Here is a 17,320-nt window from a genome sequence, read left to right as displayed (position 1 = left end):
GGGTTGGGTTTGACCCTGATCTAAAAAACCTACTCCCTACTCCCTACTCCCTACTCCCTACTCCCTAAAACTCCAAGGGCGTAAGTACCTCAGTCAAGGTCGAACTGCTATAATCTGCAAAACTTTCGCTCGCGGTCAAATTCTGGATTTTGCCAAGAGAAGGCAAAATGACTGACTGAGTTGATTTGTGGTGTCACTCGGCGCAATGCCTGCATCTGGTTTTCTAGGGAAGGACGATTTTTTATGGATCTTCCCCAAGTTCCTGCTAATGCTGGTTTTACGTCTGTTTCCGACGAGGCCCACTTGAACACCCGTTTGACTAAATTAGCAATACAACCGGTGTGACCACAAACACCATAAGACATGGGATGCCATTCCAGGGAACGGGGAAAATGTTCCCAAGGCTGTAGTCTGGAATCATAACCCATGCGACCTACAACTTGGTTGCCATCGGGGAAAAACACTGCACCGGCTTGTACCCCAGCTCGCTCTGCTGCCAATTCGCCTAATTTAAGAAAGTCTAATATCCCTTGGGCAGCGTGAGCAACACTGAGTTGCCACAACTGCCATTGTATAGTTCGAGTACTCTCTCTTGCTGAAGGAGTGCGACCTTGCCAGAGGGGAGTTTTTTCATCAGGGTAGAGCTTTTTGACAGCTTTTATATCCTTAGCGCTAATGGAACCCTTACTCAGATAGCGCCGAATTAGCTCCTTACCTTGATTGTTACCAGCCCGTTGATAGAGGGCTTGCTTAGCTGCATCACTGTAAATCCAAAGATCCTTGACACTGCTGGCCACAGACTGGGAACCTGAACCACGGGGATAGCGAATGTAGTCGAATAAAATCCCATCGGGGCGTCGCTTTAATACACCCTTAAGCATTTCATAGTAGTCTACCTGGGCTTGTCGATTGTAAGGGTCGATAAATACTTGAGAGCCATCCTTAACTACAGACAAACTCGTTTCTCCTTGACCATTGCGGGCAAGAATCTGTTGCCGCTCGGCACGATGACCGTAGGTATAACCAAAATTCATCGTAAACATCCAGGCATACACCTGCAAACCGCGCTCACGACCTTTTTGAATCGCTTGGGCTAATAAATCTACGTTCTCAGTCCCCGGTTGTTGTATCACTGACGGCCAAGGAGTACGATTATCTGACTTTGGTAACAGGACGCGACCATCGTAAAATACTTCAACGTAGACCTGATTGTAGCCTTGGTTAACAATACGGTCGAGGGTTTCCTCAAGGGCTCCAGGACGAGCATCACAGGGATATAAGCGCACCCAAATTGCTTGATTTTGCGGCCAGGTTTGGGAACGACACTGCTGTAAAAAACTGGCGTGTTCCTGGATAATGGTTTGGTAGCTGATTTTAGAGTCTGAGTTGTCCTTTAACGAATTAACTCTTAAGCTTTCTTTTTGAGCGATCGCTTCCTGAGTAAAGTGGCAATAAGCTTTTGTTTTTGCCTCAGCGGTTGGTACAAACCAACACTGACTCAACAGACTACTTCCTACTGCAAAGGTGGCAATCAAGCTACGATGTAGACCTTGCCGGTCTTGCCTCCGTTTACCAAAACTGTTATACATTCCTAGAAACACTACAAAAGAACAGAAAGTTAGCCAAAAGCCAGTTAACTCATCCCCGATTGCTTCAATATCTTTGATATCTTCCCCAGGTGCAGCATCAGGGATGCTAAACGGATACTACGAGAGGGTGAGCAATTCACTAACTCGTTTTCATCCCCGCCGTTACTGAACAGGGGTTTTTAACTATGATTTTTTAATTAACTTTAGCTAGTTATTCTATAGTTTAGGGATAGAAAGGGAAACACCAAGGCAGGGGGTAGAGGTAAATCTATAAGTAAATCTATATAGTTTTATTTGATCCATATATCATTGTCTTGATGCAAAGCGCGAGTGGGGGAAACCACGGCAAAGCGCGAGTGGGGGAGACCCCCAAGACCGCGCTGCCTTCCCAAGACCGCGCTGCATCGCTAAATTTGTCAACTTTGATTATTGTCGATGATTAGCTAACTAAAGCCCTAGTAGTAGCCATAAACCCTATAATAATCTCTCTAACCCCTAACCGCGCTTCGGCTGGCATTATCTTTAACTGTTTTCAGCTCTCTTACCTACTGTTCCGGAAAATTTTTACTGATTACGAGAGTTAGGGTAAGAGCAGGGAAAGAATTGGCCAAGAGTTTTAGATCACCCATAATCGTCCCCTCCCTTGGGTGGGATGTTCTCAAGAAACCTGAAGATAGGACAGGTTTCTACTCCCAGTTTTTTGTTAACCCAGGTTATGCCTCGCCTACAATAGGCGAGGTATCGACAGCTTAAGCGCCCCGTTTGAGAGAACGCTCTACTTGGGAAAATTCCTGCTCTAGACGATCCTTCACCTTTTTCGGTAAAGGGCGATTGGGATAGGAACTGTAGTAACCAGCCAAGGAATTGACAGCAGTTCGCATGGTAGTGAAGGAATTAAGGGTAGACACAGATCTATCTCTGCGGTAGCGCGAAGCATAGTCATTCATCAGTAGAGTTGCTTTTTCACGAATTGCCGTCTTATCTGGTGAATCTTCTGGTAATTCAAGGGCTTGTCTTAATTCTTGTAGAGCAATTAATGTATCCTGACGGTAATCTCCTGTTAAGCCTGTACCACTTGAGGCACAACCAGTTAAACCGATAACCATAACCAGTACCAGGGCAATAAAACCTGATAAGTAGCGCTTTATTCGCATGATTGACAACAAATCCAATTTTATAATCAGATTTGATCCTATCTTGAATTGGTACTGGGGGGATCATCGCCATCAGAAAAAAAAATCCCACGGGCCTGTTGCCATGGGATGTGTAGTCTCATCTCAAATCTCCGATGAGTTGGGTTTAAAACCCAAGGTTTCGTTGGATGTTAGGGCAAAATGTTAGGGGGATTTAGCCGAAACGCCCACTAACATAGTCCCTGGTTGCTTCCTGCTGAGGATTTTGGAAGATGACTTCAGTTCTATTGAACTCTACTAAATAGCCTTGTTTGCCACCTGTTTCCGTTGCCCTAGCGTTATAGAAAGCTGTCATGTCTGCTACTCGGGTAGCTTGTTGCATGTTGTGGGTAACGATAACAATGGTGTATTTTTCTTTCAGCTCGTGCATTAGTTCTTCCACTTTCAGGGTGGAGATGGGGTCAAGAGCGGAGCAAGGTTCATCCATCAACAACACTTCTGGCTTAATGGCTAAGGCGCGAGCAATACACAAACGCTGTTGTTGACCACCAGATAGAGACAGACCACTCTGTCTTAGTTTATCTTTGACTTCATCCCAGAGGGCAGCTTGTTGGAGACTGCGCTCCACTAATTCATCCATGTCCCCTTGATAGCCATTAATCCGGGCTCCAAAGGCAATATTTTCATAAATGGATTTAGGAAAAGGGTTTGGCTTTTGGAATACCATCCCAATGCGGCGACGTACTTCTTCAATGCTGTTGTCAAACTTTTTATCATAAAGATTTTCGCCATGGAAGGTAATTCTACCTGTCACCCGTGCTCCCGGAATCAGGTCGTTTAAGCGATTAAAACACCGCAACAAGGTGCTTTTTCCACAACCGGACGGTCCGATAAAGGCAGTAACTTGGTTTTTGGGAATATCTAAATAGACATCTTTGACTGCTAAAAATGATCCATAGTATACGGAAACCTTTTCAGCCCGTAAAACCGGATCTTGTACTTCTACAGACGAAGTTGTGCAGTCCATAACTTGGTTATAATTCATATTTAAATCTTCTGTGGAATTGTAAACTTTTGAAATCAAAACTGAAAAATTTTCCATCCCTTTGAATCTGTATTTTAATAGTGGGTATATTGACTTTTTATCTATTGCTTTGGAATTTATTTCGCAGGAAAATTGCTCCGGCATTCATGACCAACAGCACTACCATCAACATCACAATTCCCGCTGCTGCGTTAGTGTGAAAGGCTTCTTGGGGACGGGAGATCCAGTTGTAAACTTGAATTGGCAGTGCAGTAAATGGATCTTGTGGGTTCATGGGCGGCCTGGTAATGAAGCTCAAGGCTCCAATAGTAATCAAAGGAGCAGTTTCCCCAATTGCTCTTGACAGTGCCAAAATGGTTCCTGTCAGGATACCAGGTAAAGCGAGAGGAAAAATATGCTCTCGAATCACTTGCCAGCGAGTTGCTCCTAAGGCATAACCCGCTTGACGCAAACTATTGGGAATTGCCCGTAGACTTTCACGGGTGGCAACAATAATGATGGGCAGAATTAACAACGATAGGGTTAGGGCACCAGTTAGTATGCTCCTACCATTAGTAATGGGAGCCAACCACCGAACAAACACTTGTAAACCCAATAAGCCGTAAATAATTGAAGGTACAGCAGCTAGGTTAGCGATGTTGATTTCAATAATCTGGGTCAACAGGTTGTCAGTGGCATATTCTTCTAAGAAAATACCCGCCCCTACTCCCAAGGGAAAAGAGACCATTGCTGTTATCACCAACAGCCACACACTACCGATTAAAGGAGGAAAAATACCAGCTTGGTCTGGTTTACGGGAGGGAGGACTGCTGATAAATTGCCAATCGAGCCGGGGCAGACCATCCTTAAAAACTTCAATCAGCAATACTGCCAGTATGAATAACCCAAAAAAGATGGCAACCCAGGCCGCAAAGGCGAAGATTTTATCAAAGTTGTAGCGCTTGGGTAGCGCCAGGTTGAAGTAACCTGCCGAATCCTCTCCTAGAGGTTTTAGGTCTTGTGCCATTAGTCGTATTTCTCCCGAAAGCGACGGACAAACCAAAAGCTAAAGATATTTAGGGCTAAGGTCAGTAAGAATAGGGTCATACCTACGGAAAAAATAGTTTTGTAGGCTAGGGAACCTGCTGGTGTATCTCCTAAGCTGACCTGAACGATATAGGCTGTCATGGTCATCACTGGTACTAGGGGATTCAGTCCCAAGGTGGGATTTTGACCGGCAGCAATACTAACAATCATGGTTTCACCCACAGCACGGGAAACCGCTAGTACAAAGGAAGCAACAATTCCAGATAATGCTGCTGGTATTACTACTCCGATGATGGTTTCTCGTTTAGTTGCCCCCAAGGCATAAGCACCTTGTCTTAAACTGTTGGGTACAGCATAGATCGCATCTTCACTTAGGGAAGCTACCATGGGAATAATGGCTATTCCTAAAACAATCCCAGCGCTTAAGGCATTGAATCCTTGTAACCCGGGAATAAATGTTTTTAAGAAAGGGCTCACTAGCATCAGGGCGAAGTAACCAAATACCACCGTAGGAACCCCTGCTAATATTTCTAGGGCAGGTTTGAGCCAGCGACGGACACCAGTAGATGCATATTCACTCAAGCAGATAGCTGCCAGCAATCCTAAGGGTAATGCCACCATCAGCGCGATTACAGAGGTCAGGAAGGTGGCACTAATCAGCACAAAAATGCCAAACTGGGGATTAGCAAACAAGGGAGTCCATGCTGTATCAGTCAGGAATTTCCAGAGTGATACTTCTTGGAAAAATGCTACTGTTTCAAATATTAGGGTTAGAACAATGCCGATAGTAGTTGCGACAGAAACAAAGGCAAAGGTAGCAAAAATTATTTTTACTACCAGTTCTACCCGCTTGTTTAACTGCCGGTTTGGTCGAAACATCTCAGAGTCTGATGACTCAAAAGATGAGGGAGTGGTAGACATCAGTAAAGTATTAAGTGTGAAGGAGCAAGTTTGAAGGAGCAAGTGTGTTCGCCTGATAGCGTTCTCTTAGGGTAGGATCAAGTGTGAAGGATAAAGGATAAAGGATGAAGGATGAAGTGTGAGGAATTAAGTGTGAGGAATGAAATAATTCTACTTATAGATGTACTGCTGATATTTATCAACGTGACTGCGTGACTTAGCAACTTTGTTGTTCTTTCCACCCTTCAGCCTTCATCGTTTATCCTTAAGTCTTTAAGACATCCTTTACTATTGTTTACTTCTCTAATAGCTGTTTCACTTTGGAGCCTTTAGGAGCATTAGCAAAGACTGAACCAACTGTCCCTTCGCTAAAGCGCTTTCTCACCAGCGTCATAATGTCTTCTGGCATGGGAACATAGCCAACTTCTGAGATTAATTTGGAATTTGCTGCTGCCAACTGATACTCTACAAAGGCTTTAACTTCAGGTCGAGTTGCAGCCTCTTTCTTGACGTAGATAAACTCTGGACGAGATAGAGGTTTGTAAGTCCCATCGGCAATAGTTGCTGTGCTAGGGGCAACGCAACCATTTCCTCCATCAATCTCTACTAGTTTGAGTTTCTCTTTGTTTTCTTCGTAGTAGGCGTAACCAAAGAAGCCTAGTCCACCCTGATCAGTAGATACCCCTTGCACAATCAAATTATCATCTTCACTAGCGGTATAGTCACCCCGAGAGCCAACTTTTTTACCAACTATGTTTTCCATAAAGTAGTCATAGGTTCCGGAGTCAGTTCCTGGACCATAAAGTCCTAGTTTTTGATTGGGGAAACCAGGACGAACTTGATTCCAGTTGTTGATTTTGCCTTGAGCTGCTGGTTCCCAGATTTTTTTTAGTTCAGCAGTTTTTAGGCAACTAGCAAAGTTATTGTCTTTGTTAACTACTACAGAGAGTCCATCAAAGGCGATGGGCAATTCGATGTACTCAATTCCTCCCTTCTTGCAAAGTTCTATTTCTGATTCTTTGATCGGACGGGAGCCGTTGGAAATATCCGTTTCTCCAGCACAAAACTTCTTGAATCCACCACCAGTACCAGAGACACCGACAGTAACTTGGATTCCCGGATTCGCTTTCTGGAACTCTTCCGCCATGGCCTCAGAGATGGGAAATACGGTGCTGGAACCATCTACCTTAACTTGAGCTGTGGGGGTTGAACCACCACAGGAGGTAATCCCCACGGCTAAGGAGGTGATTAATGCTATTGACAATGAATAATTCTTTTGAGACAACATGGAATTGGCTTAATTTTTTTAGGCGTCACAGCCGGAGTGTAGCGCTCCATCCTAAAGAGTAGGTTAAGCATGAGGTTAAATTATAATTAAGAAAAGGTTAAATTTTTACTTGGGGTAGTAGAACTCACTAGCCAACTTACTCTAAGGTGGTATAGTGAGGGGTGCCTTTAAAGCTGATATATGTCGGAGATACTGTGGTTCAAGCACCTTTGTCAACTGCTGTAGGTCTATCTGTAGATTTATCAATTACACCAGCAAGTTCACCAGAACAATGCTCAACATCCCCAGCATCCCTGAATCAGTGGCTGCAAAAGCTAACTGAGGGGATTATTGCAGGCGATCGCATTACGAGAGAGGAAGCCTTAGCCCTGACCAAACTCGAAGGGCAGGATAATATATTGCTGCTGTGCCAAGCAGCTGACAAAGTGCGCCAAGCCTGCTGTGGTAATACGGTGGATTTGTGTAGTATCGTCAATGTCAAATCTGGGGGCTGCTCAGAAAACTGTGGCTTTTGTGCCCAGTCGGCTCACCATCCTGGCGTTGATTCCCCGATTTATGGTCTTAAGTCTAAGGAAGAGATTATGGCTCAAGCTAAGGCAGCTGAAGCGGCTGGAGCCAAACGTTTTTGCCTAGTCAGTCAGGGACGTGGACCAAAGTACAGTAGCCCTAAATCAAAAGAGTTTGAACAAATTCTGGAAACCGTACGGGAGATTATTGCCGAAACCAGCATTAAGCCTTGCTGTGCCTTGGGAGAAGTGACCTCGGAACAAGCCCAAGCCCTGAAAGAAGCTGGGGTAACTCGCTACAACCATAACTTAGAAACCTCAGAGCGGTTTTTCCCAGAAATTGTGACTACTCACAGCTGGCGCGATCGCGTCGAGACGATCCAGAACTTGAAAGCAGTGGGGATTCAAGCCTGCACTGGTGGGATTATGGGCATGGGAGAAAGCTGGGAAGACCGAGTTGATTTAGCTCTAGCCCTGCGGGAGTTAAAGGTGGAATCAGTACCCCTGAACTTGCTCAATCCTCGCTCTGGAACGCCTTTGGGAGAATCTGGGAAGCTAGATACCTATGAAGCACTAAAAGCGATCGCAATTTTCCGGATGATCCTACCTGAGCAAATCCTGCGCTATGCTGGTGGGCGAGAAGCCGTGATGGGCCAATTGCAGGCACAAGGGCTAAAATCCGGAATCAATGCTATGCTGATTGGACACTACCTCACCACTCTGGGACAGCCACCAGAGCAAGACCACGCTATGCTGGACTCTTTGGGTCTAACCGGTGGTGAAGCTCCGATTCCCGGAGAATATAACTCCCAGAATAAATAGATTATCGATGTAACTGTGTCTGCTCCCAATGAGATTTTGTGGGCCATAATTGGTTTGCTGCTGACCATCGGCGGCACGTTTCTAGAAGCCTTCTTTGTCTCCAATCCACCCTGGGATTGGTCAACTCAAGGTGTTCAAACTATATCCTTAGGGGTTACCTATCAGATTGGAGCAGTCCTACTAGCTGCTTGTTTAGGAGGCAGAAATGCTGGTGCTCTTTCTCAAATTGCCTATGTTGTGATCGGGTTAAACCTGCCAATCTTTACTCAAGGTGGAGGTATTGGCTATATCAAAGAACCCAGCTTTGGATACATACTAGGCTTTATTGCCGGAGCCTGGGTTTGTGGTTTTTTAGCCTTTCGCGTACAACCACGAGTCGAAACATTGGCATTTAGCTGCCTCTGTGGTTTACTAACCATCCATGCCTACGGTGTCGGCTATTTGATGATTTTCCACGGCATCAATTGGTCAGTGCTTGGGGCTGTGCCTCTCATGGAAGCGATCATGAAATATACCATTTCGCCTTTACCGAGTCAGCTAGTGGTAGTTTGTTCTGTGACCGTTGTGGCATTTGCTCTACGGCAGTTGATGTTTTATTGATAGTCATTGTAATGCCCAGCTCCGAAGTTCCCTATTGCCTAAAACGTTAATTTTTCTTTTCCCTGGGTAAGTCCTAGACTAATCACCAATGACTACCAATGGCTAATAAATAATGACTATAGCTTATACCATACTTATCAGGTAAAGTCAATTTTGTGACCCCTACTCCCTACTCCCTACTCCCTACTCCCTACTCCCTACTCCCTACTACCTACTCCCTACTCCCTACTCCCTACTCCATACTCCCTACTCCCTACTCCCTACTCCCTACTCCCTACTCCCTACTCCCTACTCCCTATTCCCTACTCCCTACTCCCTACTCCCTACTCCCTACTCCCTACTCCCTACTCCCTAAAACCCATCGCTGTAAGTACCTGACCCAATTAATAAATGCTATCATGACTAATGACTAATGAAAAAAAACCGCCTGTTTTGGTTTGCTGCTGCTATTGGTCTGATTCTGGATCAGCTGACTAAATATTGGGTGGTGCAGAATTTTGAATTGGCTGAGACTCTACCCCTCTGGCAAGGGGTGTTTCACTTTACCTATGTGACTAATACTGGTGCCGCTTTCAGTCTCTTTAGTAAAGACGGCAGCTGGTTGCGCTGGCTGTCCTTAGCTGTGAGTCTTGGTTTAATCGCCCTAGCTTGGTTTGGGCCAAAGCTGATTAGGTTGGAACAGCTTGGTTATGGCTTCATACTGGGAGGAGCATTAGGGAATGGCATAGACCGTTTTTTCAACAGTTGTTTGGTAGATAACCAGACAGTAACGGGTTGCGTTGTGGATTTCCTCGATTTTCGGTTGATTAACTTCCCGGTATTTAATGTGGCCGATGTGTGTATCAACCTAGGTATTGTATGCTTGCTTATTGCAAGTTTTAAGCATCAATCGCCAAAATCTAGGGAGAAGGGGCAATAACATAGTCATAACATACAAGCCACAAGGCACAAGGGTTATGGCCAATCTGCTTACCCTTTGCCTGTTCCCTGTCTTCCCTCTGTGCCCCCTCTTTCCCTGATTCGCCCTTTTCCTAACTTATTTGCCAAATCCGGATCCCTTAGCTGGATTTGGTATTTTCGGCGTATCCCTGCATCCGAGGTGCATCCGTGTCGTGCCCTATTCTCAAAAGTAACCAATAATCCTTTACTATTTATTCTCAATTAGGAAATTTTCTTGCAAGTGAGAGAAATAATTATTTAATATTGTCAATAATGGCTCGTTTTTGAGAGGGTTACCATGGCTAACTATACTGCCGCTTCACTCAAGGCCGAACTCAATGCTCGAGGTTGGCGTATGACACCGCAACGGGAGACCATTCTCCACGTTTTCCAAAATTTACCGAGAGGAACCCATCTGAGTGCTGAGGAACTTCACGAATTGCTCGACCAGCGAGGAGAAGGAATCAGCTTATCTACAATTTACCGCAGCGTTAAGTTAATGTCACGGATGGGCATCCTGCGGGAATTGGAATTGGCAGAAGGGCATAAACATTATGAACTCAATCAGCCTTTTCCCCATCATCACCATCATCTGGTATGTATTCAGTGTAACCAGACCGTTGAATTCAAGAATGACTCAATCTTGAAACAAGGGATGAGGCAGGTAGAAAAAGAAGGGTTGCAGCTGATTGATTGCCAGCTGACCATTCATACTATTTGCCCAGAAGCCCTGCGGATGGGATGGCCTTCGGCTCTACCGAGTAATTGGCGTTGCTCTCGATCCATTGCGATGGACGAACATTAGTTTTGTGAGTGGTTAGTCCTATGATAAGCGCTATACTAAGATCCTCTTGTCAATGGACTAAATGACAAGCAACATAATGTCCTCTACCTGCATCTTTAAACTCTGGTTCTGGGTCTTGCCGACAAGTATCCATTACCATAGGACAGCGAGTGTGAAACCGACAACCTTTCGGGGGATTGCTCGGGCTGGGTACATCCCCTGTTAGGATAATACGTTCCCGTTGACGCTCAAGTTCAGGGTCAGGAATTGGTACGGCTGAGATTAATGCTTGGGTATAGGGATGCAAGGGGTTCTCATATAAACAGACGCGATCTGCGAGTTCTACTATTTTGCCTAGGTACATTACTGCCACCCGGTCAGAAATGTGGCGCACTATACTTAAATCGTGAGCAATAAATAGATAAGTTAAGCCCATATCTGCTTGCAACGACTGCATCAAGTTAACGACTTGGGCTTGAATGGATACATCTAAAGCAGCAATCGGTTCATCACATACGATAAAGTCAGGGTTTAACGCTAAGGCGCGAGCAATCACAATCCGCTGACGCTGACCCCCAGAGAATTCGTGGGGATAGCGATTGATAAACTGAGGATTGAGTCCTACCACTTCTAGTAAGGACTGGACTCGTTCTTGTTTTTGTTTACCGGTGGCTAACCCATGGATTTGCAGGGGTTCACCGACAATACTTCCTACGGTCATGCGGGGATTGAGGGAAGCATAGGGGTCTTGAAAAATCATTTGCATCCGGCGGCGCATCTGGCGCAGGGATTCAGCGTCTAGCTCGGTTAGGTCGATATTTTCAAAGTAAACATGACCAGCTGTCGGACGGTATAGTTGTAGGAGCGCTCGTCCGGTGGTACTTTTGCCACAGCCAGATTCTCCTACTAAGCCTAAAGTTTCGCCACGGTTGATATCGAAATTGAGTCCATCCACAGCTTTGATGGAGCCTATTTGCTTTTGCCAGATGATTCCTTGGGTGATGGGGAAGTGCATCTGTAGGTTTTCTATGTGTAACAGACTGTTGTTTTGTGGGTTGGGCTTGGGGTTGTCTAGCTGTGCTGCTGTCATGTGATGGTTTAATGCTTAATCGCAATCATATAGCGTTTTTATTTTAAAATGAGCTGTATTACCATATCCATTTTTTTTTGAACCCAATTTCTTTTTTGTAAATTATTTGAATACAGTCACAGGATTTTTTTTAAAATTATTAACTTTGCTCAATCTTTATTTTTTATTGAGTTTTTTAAAAGCTCAATAAATTATTTAAAAAGGTAATAATAAAACTCTCAAAATTGGATATACTTAGATAAGTTGTAGTCAACTTGTCAATAACCGTCTTATCAAAAAAACGGGCGATTTATTCTCCAAAAAAAACTTATATATAGCAATTATTATACTCATGAGGTACAAATTTATGAGGTGCGACCCGTGGCGAATTTAATTCGCCAACGGAAAGCGCACCTAAGGTTTTAGGGAGCAGGGAGCAGGAACCAGGAGGAAGCAGGGAGCATGGAAGAGGAAAGAGGCAAGAGGCGGCAAACCTGTGTACCTCATAGCTATGATAAACGCTATAGTTGGAGTTATAAATAATACTTGACAGGGGGAAAACAATCAGCTTTATCAGTAAAATAAGGATGGCTAACTATGGCAGTTTTTAGAGTTAATACCACAGCTGACGGAATTAATCCTTCTGATGGGCTCATCAGTTTACGAGAAGCCATCGCGCTAGCGAATAATACTCCTGGTCAAGATACAATTGTATTTCAACTTGAACCAGGTCAACAGACGATTACTCTAGACTCTAATCCTCTTAATTTTCCTAATCTTCCCAGTATTCCTAATCTTCCCAGTATTCCTAATTTTCCCAGTATTCTTAATCTTCCTAATCTTCCTGATCTCCCTAATCTTCCTGATCTCCCTAATCTTCCTGATCTCCCTAATCTTCCTGATCTCCCTAATCTTCCTGATCTCCCTAATCTTCCTGATCTCCCTAATCTTCCTGATCTCCCTAATCTTCCTGATCTCCCTAATCTTCCTGATCTCCCTAATCTTCCTGATCTCCCTAATCTTCCTGATCTCCCTAATCTTCCTGATCTCCCTAATCTTCCAACACTCGAAAATCAACCGACACTCGAAATTACCGAAAGTGTTAATATTGTTGGACTTCAAGAGCCTGACCAAATCACTATCGAAGGTGACGGTGGGTCTTTTGATATTTTTACCATTAGCAATGGTGCGAATGTTACCGTCACAAACCTGACAATTTCTGAGGGAGAGGATGGCATCCAGGTGGATGATGGTAATCTAAACGTGATTAATAGCATCTTCACAAACAACAAAAGCGATGGCATCGAGATTGCAGGAGAGAACACTAATCTCAACGTGGTCGGTAGCTCTTTCACAAGCAACGAAAAAGATGGCATCGATATCAACGGAAACAACACGACATCATTTGTTATCAACAGCACCTTCAGCGACAATGGAGACAATGGCTTTGATATAAATGCCGTAGGTCAAAATGTAAAGGTTATTGATAGCACTATAATCAGCAACAATAACACTGGCATAGAAATCGGTACTTCGGGAGAAGTAACTAACAACGTTGTACAGATATTCAATAACCAGATTATTGACAACCTGACAGGAGATAGTGGCGGTGGTGTCAGTGTCCTTGGCATTGATAACGAGGTGCTGCTGCTTAACAATCAGATTACTGGTAACTCCGCAGAAGTCAATGGCGGCGGCATGTCTGTCGAGAGTGGTAATAGCATTTTCCTGGGCAATAACACAATCACTGATAATATTGCTGACAGTGACAACGATGGTACCGGCGATGGTGGAGGTCTCTTTATCGGTTTGGGTGCTATCGTCGGAATCAGAGCAAGCCAAATTACCGATAACGTTGACCTAGGAGGTGAGTATCGCAATGTATTTGGTAATTTCTTCGACCTTGGAGATAATGACATTGCAGGTAATGACATTCAAGTTTAGAAATTGAGTTAACTTAGATCTGGCTTGGACTTTGGACAAAACCAAGGGGATCAAACATCTATCCCTAGAGCATCAAACCTCTCAAAAGCTTTCAGAAACTGTGTTTGATCGGAATCTGAACCTGAGGATATGGTTGCGGTAGGAATACCTTGGCGCAAGGGGGGAAAATTGTTTTTGCCTCCAACTTCAAAGTTATTGCTTAACCAAAGCCTGAAGTAGCCTCAAAGGAAGCAAAATTTTGAATTAGAGCTTACGTGAATAGGGAGTTTTCCAAAGTCCAATTAGGGACATAGGTTACATTATTGCTTAGTTATCCCCTTGACGACACCAATTGTTGTCGAGGGGATAATCTGTTGTCTAATAAAAATTCATAACAGCAATGCAGAAGGCAGAAGACAGAAGACAGAAGACAGAAGGGACAAGAGTTTCAGTTTTTTTTCCTGATTGAATAAAAGGTTCTTTAAATGAATTGCTATAGTTAGTTTAGCCTAACAGGTATCCCAGAGCTTATTTTCTGTCTGTCAAAGAATATTCAGAGATTTATCTCCTTGATTTCTTACCTAAAAACTTTGGTTAATCTTTAAGATTTTGGTATTTTTTTGTAAAAAAAATAAAGAGTCAATAAAGAAAATAAAAAACTGTAAAAATCGGATAACTTTAGGTAAGTTGTCGTAAACCTGTAAACAACCACCAGGGTTAAACGGGCTATTTATTCTCCCACAATCTCCGGTAAGTAGTCGGACAAAAGTTTTGGGTGCTGTATAAAGTTTTGTAAATATAGACAAAACCTTTTGGGGTAAAGGTTACAAGCATTTTACAGTTTTCGAGACAGTACCGTTTATTTATGTCCGACTACTTAGTGGAAGGATTAAGAATAATAGCTGACAAGGGGGAAGCAATCAGGGTAAACGCATTTAATTGGCTGATTACTATATATAGTTTTTAAAAAATCAAATAAACACTATATGTAGAAAATTTCTGGTCAATAAGCGCAATAAGGCTGGGTTTATTGAGAACTACCCCCGGTTACCCAACAAGATGCGTTTACCCTGGGGAAACAATCAGCTTTTTAACTAAAAAAAGGATGAATAACTATGGCAGTTTTCACAGTTAATACCACAGCTGACTTAATGAATTCTTTGGATGTGGTCACCACGTTACGAGAAGCGATCGAGGCAGCGAATAATTCTCCTGGTGAAGATACAATCTTATTTGAACTTGAACCAGGTCAACAGACGATTACTCTAGACCCTACCCTAGGGACACTGGAGATTACCGACAGTGTGAATATTGTTGGAAAAGATGTTGGAATCAGCTTCGATATTAGCGACAGCGACAGTCCTAATCTCGAGCTTGGTGTATTTAAAGATGCTGACCAAATCACGGTGCAAGGTGATGGCTCTTTTGATATCTTTACGATTAGCGCTGAGAATAATGTTAGCGCTGAGCCTAATGTTACCTTCAAAAGCCTGACAATTTCTGAGGGAGTGGATGCCATCCAGGTGAATGACGGGAATCTGAAAGTGATTGATAGCATCTTAATCGCTGGGGGGGCGACGAAATAAGTTAAAACGCAGACTCTATAAGCGACCTAGCCCTTAGACCTCGTTGATAATACTTTCGTTTATTAGGATTTAGTTTCATTAATTCGGTTGCTAATTCTAGACAAATATCCTTGAAAATTCCCCAATTTTGGCCATATAAACCAATGTAAAAACTGCTATGTCTCCGCTCTATTCGACCAGATTCTTTGACACGACCAACATAGTTTTGTATTCCTTTACGTTTAATTTGCTGACCCTGAATTGTTGCGGAAGTGTAAGCTATCGCTATTAATAAAACTAGAGAAATAAACCGTTCACCATCAACTTTAGTCACCTCTAAATTATAGCCACCTTTTTTAAAATCTCTAAACATCTCCTCTATATTAAATCTTTTTTTATAGGCGGAAATAGCTGACTCGATTCTGTCGAAGTTTGTGAGTATAAACCATCCTTCTTTGGGTTCTATTCCCTTGACTTTACGTTGCCACTTACAAGCAACATTAAAACTTGAAAATCCACGGGTTTTGGTAACTTTAACTCCTTGGATAAATAAAGAAACTCCTGGTACTAAACCTAAATCATTAAGTTGAAGCCAATTATTTTTTTTATATTCAATAAATTCGTTCTTTTTTAAGCGTAAACAAAAATACACGCCCAAGTCCTGTAAGTACTTTCCTAATTTTACAGAGCAAAATTCTCTATCTCCCAACAGGCAGATTTTATAATTTTTAAAAATCGGTATAACCTTTGATAATATCCTTTGTTGTTCTGTTAAATTACTATTACCTAACTTTGGCAACAAAGTAAAATATATTGGAAACCCTCTTTTATCCCAAATTAGGCTAACCATGAATAAATTAATACGACTCCAACTTGTTCTGTCGATTGCTATATAAATTAGTTCTTCCGAGGTAAAGTATGTTTTCAAAACTTCTTCAACTATTGGGAACCAAACTTTTTCAAGGGTTAGATTTGGCAGCGATAAAAATCTTTGTATTCTTTTTCTTTTGCTTTCAAATTTAATAGGTAAAGGAAGAGCATTGGCTAACTTTTCCAAACTAACTTTTTTAATTGACTGTAAGAGATTGACGAAAATTTTTAAGAAAATATATTCGGCTAGAGTAAATTGACTTTTTAGGTGGTTTTGGTATAATGTGGGTAACATTGTCAATAGGTAGGTTTTGTTGCAAATAGAACACCTACCTTTTTTTTACCATAAAATGGTACTACCTTTACATACCAACCATTTCAGCTTGTTTCGTCACCCCTTCAGTCTTAATCGGAAATTCCTCAGATGGGATCGAGTCCGACGCAGACAACAGCAAAATCACTGTGATCAATAGCATCTTTGCAAACGAATTCGATGGCATCGAGATCGATGCAGACAACAATAATCTCGAAGTGTTTCGTAGCTTCTTCGTAGGCCACTCAGATGATGGCATCGAGATCGATGGAGACAACACTAATGTCAAAGTGCTCGGTAGCTTCTTCGTAAGCAACTCAGATGGCATCAATCTCGATGGAGACAACACTAAATTATTTGTAAGGAACAGCATCTTCAGCGAAAATCAAGGCCAGGGTCTTGATATAAGTGCCGAAGGTCAAAATGTAACGGTGATTCATAGCACTATCAGCAACAACGAGGACAATGGAATACTAATTGGTAGTGGGGGACAAGTAAATAACAACGTTGTAAAGATATTCAATAGCCGGATTATTGACAACCTGTCAGAAGACAATGGCGGTGGTGTCAATGTGATTGGAACTGCTAACGACGTGCTGCTGGCCAACAATCAGATTACTGGTAACTGGGCAGTAGTCAATGGCGGGGGCATTTCCGTCGAGAGTGGTAATACCATTACCTTGCGCAACAACAAAATCACTGGTAATATTGCTGACAGTGACAACAATGGTACCGGCGATGGTGGTGGTCTGTTTATCAGTATGGGAGCCATCGTCGAGATCACAGACACCAAAATTATCAATAACGTTGACCTAGGAGGTGAGTTTTTCAATATCTTTGGTGATTTCATCGACTTGGGAGGTAATCTGATTGGAGTTTAGCCAGTCCCAAGCAATCAAGATCCACAAGAGTTAAATTCCCCAATTGTTGACAACACTAACTTGTCTT

Annotated in this window: 16 protein-coding genes; 8 read left to right on the top strand and 8 right to left on the bottom strand. The window is 43.0% G+C overall.

The genetic code is table 11. The features are described from left to right. Positions 1-107: 107 nt before the first annotated feature. The 6 genes from BJP37_RS14665 to BJP37_RS14640 form a co-directional block, all read right to left on the bottom strand. Positions 108-1,589: a family 10 glycosylhydrolase gene (locus BJP37_RS14665; RefSeq protein ID WP_075899811.1), complete on the bottom strand. Its 1,482-nt coding sequence runs from the start codon at positions 1,587-1,589 to the stop codon at positions 108-110. A gap of 749 nt (positions 1,590-2,338) precedes the next feature. Then, complete coding sequence (gene psb27, locus BJP37_RS14660) at positions 2,339-2,743, bottom strand: photosystem II protein Psb27 (RefSeq protein WP_214607761.1); 405 nt, start codon at positions 2,741-2,743, stop codon at positions 2,339-2,341. A 193-nt stretch (positions 2,744-2,936) separates the two neighbouring features. Beyond that, entirely contained in the window at positions 2,937-3,767 is an 831-nt protein-coding gene (gene pstB / locus BJP37_RS14655) for a phosphate ABC transporter ATP-binding protein PstB (RefSeq protein ID WP_293021863.1), read from the bottom strand. Between the two features lie 97 nt (positions 3,768-3,864). After that, the gene (gene pstA, locus BJP37_RS14650; RefSeq protein WP_075899809.1) at positions 3,865-4,773 is read right to left on the bottom strand and encodes a phosphate ABC transporter permease PstA; all 909 of its coding nucleotides are present in this window, start codon (positions 4,771-4,773) and stop codon (positions 3,865-3,867) included. Further along, a complete protein-coding gene (gene pstC, locus BJP37_RS14645) occupies positions 4,773-5,672 on the bottom strand; it encodes a phosphate ABC transporter permease subunit PstC (RefSeq protein ID WP_198954294.1) in 900 nt (299 codons plus the stop codon). The genes pstA and pstC overlap by 1 nt, the downstream gene beginning before the upstream one ends. A gap of 316 nt (positions 5,673-5,988) precedes the next feature. After that, positions 5,989-6,981 carry a PstS family phosphate ABC transporter substrate-binding protein gene (locus tag BJP37_RS14640; RefSeq protein WP_075899805.1) on the bottom strand — a complete coding sequence of 331 codons (993 nt, stop codon included), beginning with the start codon at positions 6,979-6,981 and terminating at the stop codon, positions 5,989-5,991. Between the two features lie 245 nt (positions 6,982-7,226). Here BJP37_RS14640 and bioB point away from each other — a divergent pair, with 245 nt between their 5' ends. The 5 genes from bioB (at position 7,227) to BJP37_RS14615 (ending at position 10,653) form a co-directional block, all read left to right on the top strand. Then, positions 7,227-8,309, top strand: coding sequence for a biotin synthase BioB (bioB, locus tag BJP37_RS14635; RefSeq protein ID WP_229415575.1), 1,083 nt, complete (start codon positions 7,227-7,229; stop codon positions 8,307-8,309). A gap of 15 nt (positions 8,310-8,324) precedes the next feature. Further along, positions 8,325-8,909 (top strand): biotin transporter BioY, encoded by a 585-nt coding sequence (locus BJP37_RS14630; protein WP_071104454.1) that lies wholly within the window; start codon positions 8,325-8,327, stop codon positions 8,907-8,909. 155 nt (positions 8,910-9,064) lie between these two features. Then, positions 9,065-9,322: a hypothetical protein gene (locus tag BJP37_RS14625; protein WP_075899803.1), complete on the top strand. Its 258-nt coding sequence runs from the start codon at positions 9,065-9,067 to the stop codon at positions 9,320-9,322. Then, complete coding sequence (lspA, locus tag BJP37_RS14620) at positions 9,322-9,828, top strand: signal peptidase II (protein WP_075899801.1); 507 nt, start codon at positions 9,322-9,324, stop codon at positions 9,826-9,828. The genes BJP37_RS14625 and lspA overlap by 1 nt, the downstream gene beginning before the upstream one ends. Positions 9,829-10,146: 318 nt before the next feature. After that, positions 10,147-10,653, top strand: coding sequence for a ferric uptake regulation protein (locus BJP37_RS14615; protein WP_070393137.1), 507 nt, complete (start codon positions 10,147-10,149; stop codon positions 10,651-10,653). A gap of 49 nt (positions 10,654-10,702) precedes the next feature. Here the strand turns inward: BJP37_RS14615 and BJP37_RS14610 are convergent, their stop codons facing one another. Then, on the bottom strand, positions 10,703-11,722 hold the full coding sequence (locus BJP37_RS14610; protein ID WP_075899799.1) for an ABC transporter ATP-binding protein: 1,020 nt from the start codon (positions 11,720-11,722) through the stop codon (positions 10,703-10,705). A gap of 576 nt (positions 11,723-12,298) precedes the next feature. Here BJP37_RS14610 and BJP37_RS41085 point away from each other — a divergent pair. Further along, positions 12,299-13,645, top strand: coding sequence for a right-handed parallel beta-helix repeat-containing protein (locus BJP37_RS41085; protein WP_075899797.1), 1,347 nt, complete (start codon positions 12,299-12,301; stop codon positions 13,643-13,645). A gap of 1,094 nt (positions 13,646-14,739) precedes the next feature. Then, entirely contained in the window at positions 14,740-15,210 is a 471-nt protein-coding gene (locus tag BJP37_RS14600) for a hypothetical protein (protein ID WP_075899795.1), read from the top strand. Position 15,211: 1 nt separating this feature from the next. Here BJP37_RS14600 and BJP37_RS14595 read toward each other — a convergent pair whose 3' ends face one another. Then, a complete protein-coding gene (locus tag BJP37_RS14595) occupies positions 15,212-16,354 on the bottom strand; it encodes an IS4 family transposase (RefSeq protein WP_075899793.1) in 1,143 nt (380 codons plus the stop codon). Positions 16,355-16,404: 50 nt separating this feature from the next. Here BJP37_RS14595 and BJP37_RS14590 point away from each other — a divergent pair, with 50 nt between their 5' ends. Continuing rightward, a complete protein-coding gene (locus BJP37_RS14590) occupies positions 16,405-17,253 on the top strand; it encodes a right-handed parallel beta-helix repeat-containing protein (RefSeq protein ID WP_081431191.1) in 849 nt (282 codons plus the stop codon). Positions 17,254-17,320: the final 67 nt, after the last annotated feature.

This window comes from Moorena bouillonii PNG, from assembly GCF_001942495.1.
GTDB classification, from domain to species: Bacteria; Cyanobacteriota; Cyanobacteriia; order Cyanobacteriales; family Coleofasciculaceae; genus Moorena; species Moorena bouillonii.
Note: the sequence above shows the minus strand (reverse complement) of the source record. Positions and strands in the feature narration are given on the sequence as shown.